The organism is Pricia mediterranea (assembly GCF_032248455.1).
Taxonomy (GTDB): Bacteria; Bacteroidota; Bacteroidia; order Flavobacteriales; family Flavobacteriaceae; genus Pricia; species Pricia mediterranea.
The window spans coordinates 119,964-134,554 of record NZ_JAVTTP010000002.1; the positions used below are offsets into that span (position 1 = coordinate 119,964).

Below are 14,591 nucleotides of genomic sequence, written 5' to 3' on the forward strand. Positions count from 1 at the left end.
CACCCCAAACCTATTAATACGATGAACGACAATCTAAAAAAACTTGCCACTATCGGGTTTATCGCAAAGGGGGCGGTCTATGCCACTGTAGGGGGCCTCGCCCTTGCCTCGGCCTTGAATATGGGAGGCGAGAAAGCCGGATTGTTCGACGTCGTCGAATTTCTTGAAAAGCAACCGTTTGGAAAGGTAATCCTCGCTGTTTTGGGTCTGGGCCTGCTTTGTCTTTCCTTCTGGCGTTTTGTTCAAGGCATTCGGGATCCGGAGGATATCGGCTCCGACCTAAATGGTTGGTTCACTCGAATTGGACTGTTGACCGCGGGCTTCTTTTTTTTAGGCTTGGGAGGTTTCGCTCTCTATGAAATATTTTGGAACGTTCCGATCAAGCAGGGCGGCGGTAGTCCCAGAGAGTTGGGCGACTGGGGAAAATATGTCTTTTACATCATAGGTGCGTCCCTGACAGGAAAGGCCTTTTACCAATTTTTTATGGCCTATGAAGGAGGGTACACCAAACTCTTCTATATTTCGCCTTCCGCTCTCGATGCCAAACGGGCCTTTGTCAAGAACACGGGCCGCGTGGGCCTAATTGCACGCGGAATTATAACCGGAGTCGTGGCCTATTTTTTCCTCAACGCCGGATACAGGTGGAGTCTTAGGGGTTCCGAAAAAGTGAGGGGTACGGAAGAAGCTTTTTCATTCATCCAAAATAACGCTGCGGGATCCTGGTTATTGGGATTAGTGGCCATCGGCCTGATTTCCTACGGCATCCATATGTTCGCCATGGCCCGTTATCGAAAATTCGACGGATGATCTGGCGGGGCGCTAGTCGGAACTTTCAAGTTTCGCGAACACGCCGTCACTTTAACTCGTCGATGTTATCGTCCCAATCCTTTACCTTGGGTTTGATGGTCGAACCGGTCGATTTCGCTACCATCATGGCAACGGTGGCATCCCCGGTTACATTGACTACGGTCCTAAGCATATCCAACGGTCGGTCGACCGCAAAGATCAGCGCAAGCCCGATAGCGAGCTTGTCCGGTGGAAACCCGATGGATTCCAGAACAATGACCAACATCACCATCCCAGCGCCCGGTACCGCAGCAGATCCGATCGAGGCCAAAAGGGCGGTCAATACAATGGTCAACTGATCGGCAAAGGTCAGATCGAACTTCAGGGCCTCGGCGATGAATACAGCGGCAATGGCCTGATACAGACTGGTGCCATCCATGTTGATGGTAGCCCCCACGGGAAGCACGAAACTTGAAATCTCCTTTTCCACGCCAATGTGTTCCTCCACTCTTTCCATCGTGACCGGTAAGGTGGCTGCACTGGAGCTTGTTGAAAAAGCTAAAAGTTGCGCAGGTACCATTTTCCTTAGAAAGGTCAAGGGGTTATAACGGGTAAACGTACCCACGACCAGACTGTAGAAGACAATCATCAATACCAGTCCGAGTATCACAACGCCTGAATATTTAAGCAAGGCCAATAATAGGTCCGGGTCGCCCGAGGAGACCACCACATTTGCCAATAATGCGAACACGGCGATCGGGGCGGTAAGCATGATCAAATCCACCATTTTTAAGACGACCTCATTTAGGGCGTCGAAGAATTTTTTGAGCGGCTTTGCCTTTTTCTCCCCGATCAGCAACATCGATATCCCCAAAAAAATGGTAAAAAAGATAACTTGGAGCATTAGGCTATTATCGCTAAGGGCGGCGAAAGCGTTGTCGGGCACCATATCTTCCAAAAACTGAAGGGGGCCACTGTCTTGCTGTTTGGCTGCTTCATCCAGTTTATCGGTAACGTCTTTTTCTTTGGAATAAGTTTCGGTAAGTTTAGTGATGGTAGCGTTCGAGATGCCACTGCCCGGCGTAGTAGCGTTGACCAACACAAGACCAATGGTGATGGCTATTACGGTAGTACAGATGTAGATGACAATAGTGCGCAATCCGATATTTCGGAACTTGGAAATGTCCTTGAGGTCGGAGATGCCCTTGACCAGGGAGGCCAAAATAAGAGGAATTGCAATAAGTTTAAGGAGTTTGACGAATATTGTACCGAACGGGTTGATCCAATCCTGAACGAAATCCCTTCCCCAGGAAATATAGGTCATTCCAAATCCGAAAAGGATGCCTGCCAGCATTCCGATCAGGATCTGCCAGTGCAATTCAAGTTTGCGCATATATAATGGTTTAGGGGCGAAAGATACTATTTTTTGGAAGGAAACCGGTAAGTTCGGACCAGGTTGGACGAACCTTCAGTCTTAACTTTTCGGCCGGTAGTCTAAACGGATGGTACGGTTTAGAAGCGTATAATCCGCTAAAACCAGGGCCGTCATGGCCTCTACAATAGGCACGGCCCGTGGTACTACGCAAGGATCGTGTCGGCCTTTGCCTTTGGTGGTTACTTTATTTCCGTCTTTATCAATGGTCTCGTAGGGCTGGATTATGGTGGCTACAGGCTTGAAGGCCACGTTGAAATAGATATCCATACCGTTGCTTATACCGCCTTGAACGCCACCGCTAAAATTGGTTTTGGTACTTCCATCCGAATTGAACTGATCATTGTGCTCGCTGCCTTTCATCTGAATCCCCTTGAATCCGCTACCGTATTCGAACCCCTTAACGGCGTTGATCGACAGCATGGCCTTGCCCAGTTCGGCGTGTAGTTTGTCAAAGACCGGTTCGCCCAAGCCGATGGGCACCTGCCGAGCGACACAGGTAATGATACCTCCTATGGTATCGCCTTCTTTCCGGATTTTCTTGATGTAGTCCTCCATTTTGGCCGCTGTTTCAGGATGGGGACAGCGTACGGGGTTGGATTCTATCATCGAAAGATCTAATTTCTGGTAGGGAACGTCCATTTTCATTTTACCTACTTGAGAAACGAAGGCGTTGATCTTAATTTGAGAGAGAAATTGCTTGGCAATAGCCCCTGCTACTACCCTACTCGCGGTTTCACGGGCCGAGCTACGGCCGCCGCCCCGATAGTCGCGAAAGCCGTATTTCTGGTCGTACACATAATCGGCGTGCGATGGGCGGTACGAATCCTTGATATGGGAATAGTCGCGGGATTTCTGATTCGTGTTGCGAATGACAAAACCGATAGGGGTGCCCGTCGTCCTCCCTTCAAAAATTCCGGAGAGAAACTCCACCGTATCCGGTTCTTTTCTTTGGGTGACGATTGCCGACTGTCCCGGTTTGCGTCGATCCATCTCCTTTTGTACGGCGTCAAGGTCAATTTCTACGCCAGAGGGGCATCCATCGAGCACTCCGCCGATGGCCACGCCGTGCGATTCCCCGAAGGTGGTCAGTCTGAATAGGTTGCCAAAAGAATTCCCTGCCATTATTAGAGATTAAGGGTTAGTACTGCTATTGAGCACAAAATATTTAAGGTTTAATCGCTACTTCGTAGCTATTCAAGGTCCAAAGTCAGGTTTAAATTGCCCTAAACTTTATACAATCGTTTCCTACCGTCCAACACTCCTGCCCACTACATCTTCTCCGCAAAGCGCCTCGAAATACTGGAGCGCAGTTTGCGTTCATAATCCTCTTCGAGCCATTCCTTATAGTTTTTGGTATTGTTCATGATGCAATAGGAGTATTGTCGTACGCGATAGGCGATCTCTTCCTTGAGTTCTTTGGCCAGCATTCGAGCGTCAAAGACATCCTCGGCATTCTCGACACAAATCTCGGCGTGCTGTTCGATGCTGCGTTCAAGGACGATTTTGGATTTCATCCCCTCTGCAAAAACCTTTTTATATTCAGCTTTGATATCATAGCTGATATTTTTGGACTTACTGAATTTTTTCCTGAGTTCCGCCGGCATTTCATAGACAAATTCCCGCTCGATGTCCTCGTCGTTCTTGATATTGTCCAAATAAAAATCCGGAAAATGGAAGATTTCCTGCCAATCGATCGGAGCGTTCCACAGTCCGAAACGCGCGACGTTGTTACCTAGGTCGATAACATTGAACTCCTCTTTCTCTGGCAACACCCGAGACCCACGCCCTATCATTTGAAAGTATAGGGTCAACGACCGGGTAGCCCGGTTCAAAATAATGGTTTCCACTGTAGGTTCATCGAAACCGGTGGTCAGAATGCTGACCGAAGTCAAAATGGCATCGGGGGTTTCGGCGAACCATTCCAAGATTTCCTTACGTTCGGTAGCATTGTTCTTGTTGTCGAGGTGGCGAATGTTGTAGCCGGCCTTCTTAAAGGTGTCATAGACATACCTCGAGGTATTGATGCCATTATTGAATATCAGGGTCTTGGTGCCTTCCGCGATTTCGCGATAGGCGGCCAGCAATTTACCTAGCATGCTATGGTTTCCGTAAAGTTCTTCGGATGACTTTACCGTATAATCCCCGCTGATGCCCAATTTCAAACTCTGTAGCCCCACATCGTATTTGTAAACGTTGGCCTTCGCCAAAAACTTCTTATCGATCAAGGCCTCGATAGATTCCCCCACGATCAGTTTTTGGTAGTTGTCCTTCATCGGCAACTTGATGTTCGAACTTAGTGGCGTGGCCGTAACCCCGAGAATGGTGGATTTTTTAAAATATTTGAACAATTTTCGGAAGGAATTGTAATGCGCCTCATCGATGATGACCAGCCCGATATCCTTGATTTCGACCTTCTCTTCCTGCAGCCGGTTGTTAAGGGTCTCGACCATGGCTACAAAACACATAAAATTGTCCTGATCCTTGAATTCCTTGACCTCGCTATTGATAACCTTGTTCTTTACCCCGAACCCGTTGAGCATTTTAGAGGTCTGCCGGCTCAGCTCGATGCGGTGGGTCAGCACCACCACCTTTTTTCCGGTCTGCTCGATATAGCGACGGGCAATTTCGGAGAAAACCACCGTCTTGCCGCCCCCAGTGGGCAATTGGTAGAGCAAATTGCCGTTCGAGGATTCCTTTAAATGCTCGAAAATGGTGTTCAGGTCCTCTTCCTGATAATCGTACAGGGTTTTTTCCAGGGTCTTTTCGGGGGTGTCTTGCTGTAGTTCCAAGTAGGTCGTTGCATTTTAGCGTCCAAGCATCTCAAAGGCCTTGGGACAAGTTCAATTTCGCAAAATTAAAGGAAATTTGCCTTTGGGCGAAATTAATTGGGTGAAAACCGTTTTGTACGATTCATCGGAAGTATGCTTTGAACGTCGGTCAATTCTGCCGGCGACGCTGCTGCTTCTAATATCCCTTATCTCGGGAAACCTCGTTTAAGAGGGACTTCCCAGCCTTTAACCGTCGATAGTTTTCCACAATTTGTGGCACGACGAACTTGGGGTCCGAGACGCTTGCATAATGCGGTGTCATGTGTATTTTTTCATGCTGCCAAAAGGGATGTGAGGTCGGTAACGGCTCCTGATGGTAGACATCGAGTCCCGCCCCGGAAAGATGGTCATTATCCAACATTTCAATTAAATCGAGGTCCACCAAATGTCCGCCTCGGGCCACATTGATGACAAAGGCGTTTTTGGGAAGCTTTTTAAAGAGGGATTTGTTCAATATACCGGTTGTCTTATCCGTCAAGGGCAAAAGGCAAACCAGTATTTCGGTGGAGGCTAAAAAACCGGACAATTCGTCGTCCCCTGCAAAGGAATTTACGTTTTCGAGCGATTTAGGGGAGTTGGACCAGCCTTGGACCTCGAAACCAAAGCGTACCAGGTCTTTGGCCAACACGCTGCCCAGTTCACCCAGCCCCATGATACCGACCTTAAAATCGGAAATACGATGATAATCCCTCGTCTTCCATACTTTTTGGGTCTGTTGGAGCTTATAGATATCCAAGTTTTTAAGATGGGCCAGAATAACCGCCAAAACGTGTTCTGACATATCTTCCGCCAACTTGGTATCGACCACTCGGGTAATGGGAATTCCCTCCGGCACATCGGGATCTTCAAAAATGAAGTCCACCCCCGCCCCGTTACAGGCGATCAGCTCGAGGTTGTTATACTTCGCCAGGCTGCCTTCCGGATGTTTCCACACCAGGGCCACCTCGATATCGTCTTTCGGATGGTTTTCGTAATAACTGTACACATCGAGGTCTGGGGCTTCAGTGAGCAAGGCCTCCTTCCACAAATCTATTTTGCCGTCTTGTCTGATAATTACTATCGCCATTTTATACCTAGTATTTAAGTTAAATATTTGTCTCGAAGAACACCCAATCCATCAGTCCAGGTTGAAAATATCCGGTTGAGTACTTTGACTGCGCTCAGCACAGGCTAGAAGCCGGGACGTTTTGGTTTGACCTTTCGACTGTACCTCGACCGCGCTCGGTAGAACCGCTCAAGGTGACAAAACTGCTCTTTAGGCTTCATAAGCGGACAAGCATTTTAAGTTATAACGCTGCCTGCTTGCAAGGTAGCAATGTTTTTGATTCTTCACCTTAGCGTAACCTATTCTGCCCATGCCCAAGCACTTTCTCGCTGGCGCCTACTCCAATACTACATCGCTGTATCCTACCGCTGATTATTGTTATTAGCCCAAGTTCCATTCTTTTGGTGCATTATTCACATAGTAAGCCTCTGTTTCATCGCTACATGGATCAATTATTCCAAGGTTCCCTTAATCGGTCGCTACATTAAATCCACATTGTCCAAAACCCGTGAAAATCCTTCCCCGAAAAGCCAATTCTGCTCTTGGGTCTCTTGATAGATTTGGAGTATTCTTGGCTTGAAATCCCCTAGAAGTCCATTGACCGATGTATATTGGACCGATTGTCCGAAAGAATTCAGCATACTTTTGTAAAACGCGTCCGGAACGTTCCTATCCCGTTCAAAGACCTGTGCGATTTCCAGATTATAGACCATTAATTCTGCGATGATTTGGGGCTCTACGCCCAATTTAAGAAAGTGTTTGATATACTTTTGGGCTACCGAGCGCCTAGCTTTCGGTTTTTTGCGCTTGACGGGAAAATATTCGTTGGATATTTTCGATTTCGCCTCCTGCAATAGCTTATCCTCCCTAGGGTTAAAAATAAAATCATAATACTCCTTGACCACGGGAAACCGGTCGTATAGATCGAGCAACTGGTCCTCCAGGGCATCCTTTTTTAATTCCGATAGGTATTTTTTTAGCTTCCGTTTGCTCATGGATTGGTCTTTTTTGCGATGACGCGTTACAAAATAACCCAATAATACCGACAAATCATCCTCTACTACATTAAATTTATGGGGGCTCACCTGGGGCCCATTCTCGAAACCAGGGACTCAAAAAAGTCCGAAACCTCCTATTTATAGGCATTTCATCGAAATATCCTTAAACTTCTCATAAATGTTGTATAACAATAGGTACATCTTTTTGGATAAGACAGAAATTTAATGTATTATACATGCTTGTAGAACTCCAAAATCCAATTTGTACACATGAGGCAACTAAAGATTATCAAGCAGGTAACGAACCGGGAATCGAAATCATTGGACAAGTACTTGCAGGATATCAGTAAAATCGATCTGATCAACGCATCCGAGGAAGTAGAACTGGCACAACGCATCCGGGCCGGGGATCAACTCGCCCTTGAAAAACTGACAACCGCCAATCTGCGTTTTGTGGTGTCCGTGGCCAAACAGTATCAAAATCAAGGTTTGAAACTACCTGATTTGATCAACGAGGGAAATTTAGGATTGGTGAAAGCGGCCAAGCGTTTTGACGAGACGCGCGGATTTAAGTTTATCTCCTACGCGGTTTGGTGGATACGACAGTCCATTCTTCAAGCGCTGGCGGAACAGTCTCGGGTTGTACGGCTTCCCCTGAACAAAATCGGGTCCATCAATAAAATTAAAAAGACATTTTCTTATCTCGAGCAGGCGCACGAACGTCCGCCCTCGGCCGAAGAAATTGCCAAAGAGCTGGAAATGACCGTCAGTGAGGTCAAACAATCCATCAAAAACTCCGGCCGCCACGTATCGATGGATGCCCCGCTGCGTGAAGGCGAGGATTCCAACCTATACGATGTATTGCGCTCAGGCGAATCGCCCAAGCCGGACAAATCCCTGATGCAGCAATCGCTCAACACCGAAATCAACCGTGCTTTGGAAACTTTGTCCCCCCGGGAGGCCGACGTGGTCAAACTGTACTACGGTATCGGCGATCAGCAGTCCATGACCTTGGCGGAAATCGGACAGACCTTTGACCTGACCCGGGAACGGGTACGGCAAATTCGCGAAAAGGCCATTCGAAAACTTAGACATAATTCCCGAAGCAAGCTTTTGAAGACTTATTTGGGATAGTGCATCGCTAATGGATCAGATATGTCTACTACAGGCTGTAGCCGCTTGATACAAGTAAGTAGGTCGGCAATTGCAGTAGGTACTCGATAGCCAAAAGATGTTCCACAATTTGGAAAGTAAGCCATTTCTACTCGTGTAGGAATGGCTTTTCTCGTTGTTTTGGTTAGTTTGTGAGTTTCGAAACCCAGACCGGACCTAAGACGGTAAGATTTAGGACCAAATGCACGTACGCCCACAACAAAAAAGGAGGCCCCTTTGGGACCTCCTTTAAACAACTAAAAACAATTAAACACTAAAACACTAAGAATAATTCAATTTGACGATTTCCTCATTGGTAAGGATGTCGTTCAAGTTGGTGATAAAATTGAGGTAATCCGCATTATCGGGACATTGATGTGCCATAATAGTAGGGTTTAAGATTTGGAAGATTCGGGGGGTCGATACATTGCACAGATATCAAATCTACATATAATCCAATTCGACTAATTCGTTAAGACTTAAGATTTCGTTGAGGTCTTGCAAGAAGGCTAGGTACTCTTCTCCGTACGTGTCGTAAAGCATAAGGCGCAGGTTAAGTTAGTGATACGTTTTGATTTAAAGAAGCGATTTGGGCCGCTGTATTTGTTTGATGAAGTAAACTTATCCATAAGTCGCACCGGATACAATAAATTGTGGTGTAACCCTGATTTTTTGTTGTAAAGGTTGTTAATGGAGTACTTTAAGGAGGCAAACCTATTCTTTCGATGGCTGGCCCAAAGGTATGCCCTACCTATTCGTCAAAACTAGCGTAGATTTGACCGATCGACGGTTGTTGACAAGGCTTGAAGGAAGTTGAAGTATAACAAGGCAGCGGCCAAAGTATTAGAATTTGACCTGATATCTAAGTCCTGCGGAAACGGACCAAACAAAGTTGCCGGAATCAAAGACCAGTTCTTGGCGAGACAATCCCAAATTGAGCTTGTAGCTGTTGGGGCTTACCTTCCCGGTAAACTGATATGACAAGGCCAGGCGTTGCGATTCGACAAACAGTAACGTCTCCGCCAAGAGCGCTTCGCCGTCAATAAACTGTTTCAGTTCCGGAGAATAGCCCATACCCATATTTATACCGAGATAGTTGTGGGCGTCTTTCAGATACCTGCGCACCAAAAGTCCACCCGATACACTTACATTGCCGAAATCCTGTGGAGTCACATAAGACCTTACCGAAAAATAATAGTTTCCCCGATATAGTCCCACCGAACCCGTGTAAACGGTCGCCTTGGTCGTTCTGAAGTCCAAATAGCGCACCCCCAGCGAGGTTTCGATGGCTTTGGGCAAGTTGGCATAAAACTCTGCCCCTGCCCTATGACCGGGAAAAATAGGTGCGCTCGAAAACCCATAGTTCAGATAAGCGTAGAAGGTTTTTGAGAATTTGGGATAGAGGTCCAGTTCGTATTGTAGCCCGTGTGTCTCGAACCGGTTGGCGTAGTTGATACGCGGGATGACGCTTCCCGCCTTGGTTTTTCGACTATATGCAAGATTGGAATATACCATCGGTCCGTACACGGCATCGAAAACCTCAAAGGAGTTGGTCATCGATATATTATTTCTTTGAATTTGCGGTTCCGTGTATTTTTTTACCGTGCTAACGGCGGTATCCATTGCTGTTTTCTTATCTTCATGTAGATTTTCTAGCACCTTTCGCCGTAAAGCTTGGATGTCACCATCATCCTTTAAATAGGTTAGGGCCTTGTTGGATAATCCCAGGGCAATATAGTAGTCTTCGGAATAGATTTCGTTTTTTATCGCCGCGACCCAAACCTCCTTGTTTTGGGGTTCTTGTGATGTGATACGGTTAAACTGGTCCCGGGCAAGGTCATATTTTCCGTCCCAACTATAGGTACTGGCCAAAAGACTTCGTACATCGCTATAATCGGGATATTTGGTAAGGATGTGGTTTAAGGTGTCGCGGGCAATATCCCGTTTACCCTCAAAGGCCAAAGTTCTGGCCGTAAAAAAAGATGTGTCCGGATTGCCGCTATAGCCGCTCCCCTGCGCCATCCCCAAAAAGGGAAACCAAACCGTCAAAATCAAAAAAAACATTCTACGCCTACGATATGTGTCTATGGAAATCATCATCTGCTGAGTGGTACCGGTTCGTTCGTTGTTATATGTTCTATTGACTCTTTAATTTTACCCCACTTTCGCGAATCCCTTCCTAACCTGGGAGCCCCATCCGCTTTGCACCCGGAACAGTTTTTTATAATTGCCCCGAACAGCGGCCCAGACCACGATGGGGTGAAAAAATAGCGGCTCTACTATGGCGCATAGCATAAGAATGAGGATATCCTTGGTTTTCTTGTACTCGTTGTAACTATAGACATCCCACAAAATGGCATAAAACGAAAACATGATGGAAAACAGGTAAACTGTTGCCGTAATGGCGATAAAGAATTCCCCGTTCAAGATGCCTAGGTAAAAGAAGACTACAATGGTAATAAGTCCGAAGAACTCCATCAAGGGCGCTAACCACTCATAAAAAAACCAATAGGGATAGCTCAAGAGTCCCAACCTCCCGTATTTGGAATTAAAAAACATATCTCTATGCTTATACAGCGTCTCTAAATTGCCCCTCGCCCACCGATCTCGTTGGTTGATCAAAATATTGAGGTCTTCCGGTACCTCGGTCCAACAGAGGGAGTCGGGAATATACTCTACGGTATAGGGATTGTTATGATCGTGCATGTACCGCCGCATCTTGAAGACGATTTCCATGTCCTCCCCCACAGTATCCGTATCATAGCCTCCTACCGCTAGAGCGATTTCACGGTCGAAGAATCCGAAAGCGCCCGAAATAATGAGCAGGCTGTCGATACGCCCCCAGGCCATTCTCCCAAGAATGAACGAGCGGGTGTACTCAAGCAATTGAAATCGGGCGAGCCAGCTTTGGGGCAGTCGGATTTCCTCCAATTCACCGCCTTCGATTACGCAGGAATTCGCCACCCGGATGACTCCCCCAACTGCAATGACCCGCTTTTCGGAACGCTGGTAAAACGCCTTGACCACATGTAACAGGGCATCTGGCAGCAACAGGCAGTCCACATCGATGCAGCCGACATAGCGATTGGTCGACAGGGCCATGCCAGTGTTGAGCGCATCGGATTTGCCTCCGTTTTCCTTATCAATGACCGTCAGTTTGGCAAAGGCCCGATGTGGCGATTTATAGATGCCCCGTATTGGTTTGTTCCGCCATTCAGGGTCTATTTTTTGTTCGACCCTGACCAAGTCGTAGGCGTCGATCATCTTCTGCAAGGTATCGTCTTTACTACCATCGTTGATGACCATCACTTCGTAATTCACATACCGAAGGGACATCAGCGATCGAATGTTCTCGACAATGGTCAGGCCCTCATTGTAGGCCGGGGCAACAATAGTGATGCTCGGGGCCAGGGGCGATGCCATGACTTTCGAAAGGTCGCCGAAGCTGTTCTTTTTACGGTAATGCAGGGAATTTCGGGTCGATAGATAGCCCATAATGCCGAACAGCGTAAACAGTGTTACCGTAAACATCAAAAAGATGACGTTGATGTAGTCTAAAGCGATATGAAAAAGTTCGCTGTTCATACTTCAATCAGAAGAAAAGCTTAGTGAAATTTCGCATTTGATCCAGAAACGACCGTCCGTCTTTGTGGGCGGACACCTCAGTTACGATTACGGGAATATCCTGTAAGTACAGATTATGCTTTTCGGCATCCACCTCGTTGAGCTCAAAGCCAATATTCAAAAAATCCGGTGCAGACGACATATTCGATTCGGAAAGTAGCACGTCCACTGGTGCTTTTCCAAAAATAGGGTCGTTACTTTCAGCTGGTTGGTTCCAACGATTCGCCTTTTCTTCTTGATTGCTTTGACCTAAGACTCCATGTTTGGCGAAAACATCACGAACGCCTTTGGTATAGCAGGCCTTGGGTTTCTCGCGGGACAGTTTTTCGATTAGAAGTTCGAGCACGATCTTGACCTTGCTTCGTATTTTGGGATTGCCGTCTCCGAGCAACCCATCTAGAAACTCAATTTCCTTTTCATCCCCAACATGAATAATTTCATCTAAAAGAATCAGTTTACATTCCGTATCCAGGTCCTTAAAAAGGTCCGCAAAAACACTAAAAACAGGTAAATCGGCGGAGTCGTCAACTGACTTTGCTTGCTTCTTGTTGTCCCGTTCTCCATTAAATTTCGCCATCAAGGCAGCGATACGGTCTCTTATAAAACCTTTGGATTCTTCCGCTTTAAGTTCTTGCAACAACGGAATTTCACGGTGGTCGCCAAGTTCTTCAAGCTCATCAAGCAAACCCATCATATATGCTTCGTGCTTGTCGTAATAGATCGGTTCGGGAATGAGTTGGTCGGTCACCTCGATGTCGGAAGGATAGGATACGGTCTCATACTCCAATTCAATATCCCGCAATTCGTTGTCCGACATCAACCAAGATATCACATCTTCGACGCTGCCATGTTCCGGATCGTAATGCGGGTCCTCCTTGAGATCAAATGCCATGTCTATCTCATTTTCCGAATCACGGTCACTATTTTTCGCTTCGAACGACACTTCAAAATCAGAAAGGGAATAGCCTTCAATGTCGTCTAATGTGTCCGATTCGTTCGGATGATCCGATCCGGTTGGGTCATTTGATTCTTCCTTATTCCGACCATCGGACTCGTCGTTGCTAGCCCCCTGGTCTTTATCGATGACAAGAGGCAAAAAATCCAGTTCGTTAATTTCGGAAATCAGGGCGTGCAGTTCTTCTTCCATAGGATTGGTAGAAATAGAGTCACCACTTTCTTTGGGACGCCTGCCGATCGTTCCGGAAGCCTTCTTCTCATCGGGTGTCATTCCGTCCGATGAGGGTTTGGCTTTGTCGAAAGTCGCCTCCATTTCCACGGAGGGAATTTCAGTTTCTTCGGATGGCATCTCGGTAACAGCGGCGACCACAATCGGCAGAAAGTCGATCTCGGAAATATCAAAGCGGGAAGGTTCTCTCGTAGAGGTAACATCAAGAGATTCGGCATCTACCCTTTCAAATACAACTTCTATGTCTTTGATGGGCTTTTGGGGTTCTTTAGACTCGGTCATGGGCGTAGGGTTTTCTAAGGTGACTTTGTTTGATTGTTCGCTTACTGCTGCTGCGGCCGCTTCCACCGGCGGCGGAGTTTCGAGGTTTGGCAACGGCACTGATTGGTTTGTCGAGGGGGGCGTATTGATTGGGGTGAGGCTTGGGCGTTCTACATCCCCAGGTGTTTTATAGGGCTTGATCGGTTCGATATTCTCGGTAGGCATGATACTGCCCGGTGCAATGGTATTGATAGCGCCCACTGCCTTGCTCTTCACTGAAAAATTGCCTTCCCGTTGCGTTACGTATTCCAGAAATTCGATATCCGAAGCATCGCCCAATTCGGCAATTGCATCGAGTATGTCAAGCTTGGTGTCCCCCGTGCATTTCGAGAAAACACCTTTCAAAGTAGGCAAGGCATCGGTGATGTGGAAGTCCTTTATACAGCCAATGGCCTGTTGTCTGACCTGTCGGTCTTTATGCTTTATCAACTCGATTAGCGGGGCACTGGAATCGTTTTGGTTGTAATATTTGATAAGTCGCAGGGCAAACAGTACCACATGGATATTGGTCGAGGTCAACCACGCTTTGAAGCGCGGCGGTTCGAAACCTTCCTTGTTCCGCAGCACATCCAGTAATTTCAGCTGCTGCCACTCCGATATCTTATATTGTGTCGTATCCAAAAAATGACTGATCCCACTCGGCTTTAGGGTAATTATGGCGATTTCTGCCTGTTTGCGAACGGTACCTCTTCTATGGTTAATGAACTTGACGATGAACGGGTATGCTTCCTCGACTTGCATTTGGGTCAATTCAAGAATACCCTTCGCAACGACCTCCCACCTCCAGCTTTGCAATCTTTTGAACGCATCTTTTTCCAACCCTAAATCGCTGTACAGTCTGAAGAGTTTTTTTTGGGTGTCGCCGGAAACATCCTTGCGCAGATCGAGTAATATTTGAGCCAATATCCTCCTGTTCAGATCTTCCCTTAACAGGTCACGAATCTTGATTTTTAAAGCGATGTAGTTCGATTTCTCTTCCCGATCGACACCCTCTTCATAAAACAGGAATTCACTGATCATAGGCGATAACTCGTTCCTGCGCTGACTGATTCGAGCGGAATTTGCAGCTATCTTGTTCCGAAAGAAAAAGACCGAGATAAAATATAATAAGCCTAAGGCGACAAAAAAACCCGAAAGCTTCCATAACAGGTCGGTACCGATTTCCGGAGCAGTCATCAGCGGAGGCACGGCGTATGTCAAGTTCGATAGATACAAA

Annotated in this window: 10 protein-coding genes; 2 read left to right on the plus strand and 8 right to left on the minus strand. The window is 46.9% G+C overall.

The window, feature by feature from the left end:
* The first annotated feature begins 21 nt into the window (after nt 1-21).
* On the plus strand, nt 22-807 hold the full coding sequence (locus RQM65_RS18070) for a DUF1206 domain-containing protein (protein ID WP_314017023.1): 786 nt from the start codon (nt 22-24) through the stop codon (nt 805-807).
* 46 nt (nt 808-853) lie between these two features.
* Here the strand turns inward: RQM65_RS18070 and RQM65_RS18075 are convergent, their stop codons facing one another.
* The 5 genes from RQM65_RS18075 to RQM65_RS18095 form a co-directional block, all read right to left on the minus strand.
* A complete protein-coding gene (locus tag RQM65_RS18075) occupies nt 854-2,179 on the minus strand; it encodes a dicarboxylate/amino acid:cation symporter (protein ID WP_314017024.1) in 1,326 nt (441 codons plus the stop codon).
* A gap of 81 nt (nt 2,180-2,260) precedes the next feature.
* Nucleotides 2,261-3,343: a chorismate synthase gene (gene aroC / locus RQM65_RS18080; RefSeq protein WP_314017025.1), complete on the minus strand. Its 1,083-nt coding sequence runs from the start codon at nt 3,341-3,343 to the stop codon at nt 2,261-2,263.
* A gap of 146 nt (nt 3,344-3,489) precedes the next feature.
* A complete protein-coding gene (locus RQM65_RS18085; protein WP_314017026.1) occupies nt 3,490-5,010 on the minus strand; it encodes a DEAD/DEAH box helicase in 1,521 nt (506 codons plus the stop codon).
* 175 nt (nt 5,011-5,185) lie between these two features.
* Nucleotides 5,186-6,115 (minus strand): 2-hydroxyacid dehydrogenase, encoded by a 930-nt coding sequence (locus RQM65_RS18090; RefSeq protein ID WP_314017028.1) that lies wholly within the window; start codon nt 6,113-6,115, stop codon nt 5,186-5,188.
* A gap of 458 nt (nt 6,116-6,573) precedes the next feature.
* Nucleotides 6,574-7,089, minus strand: coding sequence for a DUF6155 family protein (locus RQM65_RS18095; protein WP_314017029.1), 516 nt, complete (start codon nt 7,087-7,089; stop codon nt 6,574-6,576).
* Nucleotides 7,090-7,362: 273 nt separating this feature from the next.
* Here RQM65_RS18095 and RQM65_RS18100 point away from each other — a divergent pair, with 273 nt between their 5' ends.
* Nucleotides 7,363-8,226, plus strand: coding sequence for a sigma-70 family RNA polymerase sigma factor (locus RQM65_RS18100; RefSeq protein WP_314017030.1), 864 nt, complete (start codon nt 7,363-7,365; stop codon nt 8,224-8,226).
* Between the two features lie 861 nt (nt 8,227-9,087).
* Here RQM65_RS18100 and RQM65_RS18105 read toward each other — a convergent pair.
* The 3 genes from RQM65_RS18105 to RQM65_RS18115 all read right to left on the minus strand — a co-directional run bounded on the left by RQM65_RS18105 (nt 9,088) and on the right by RQM65_RS18115 (nt 14,590).
* A complete protein-coding gene (locus RQM65_RS18105; protein WP_314017031.1) occupies nt 9,088-10,308 on the minus strand; it encodes a YaiO family outer membrane beta-barrel protein in 1,221 nt (406 codons plus the stop codon).
* Nucleotides 10,309-10,398: 90 nt separating this feature from the next.
* Nucleotides 10,399-11,829, minus strand: coding sequence for a glycosyltransferase family 2 protein (locus RQM65_RS18110; protein ID WP_314017032.1), 1,431 nt, complete (start codon nt 11,827-11,829; stop codon nt 10,399-10,401).
* A 7-nt stretch (nt 11,830-11,836) separates the two neighbouring features.
* On the minus strand, nt 11,837-14,590 hold the full coding sequence (locus RQM65_RS18115) for a HEAT repeat domain-containing protein (protein ID WP_314017033.1): 2,754 nt from the start codon (nt 14,588-14,590) through the stop codon (nt 11,837-11,839).
* Nucleotide 14,591 lies beyond the last annotated feature (1 nt).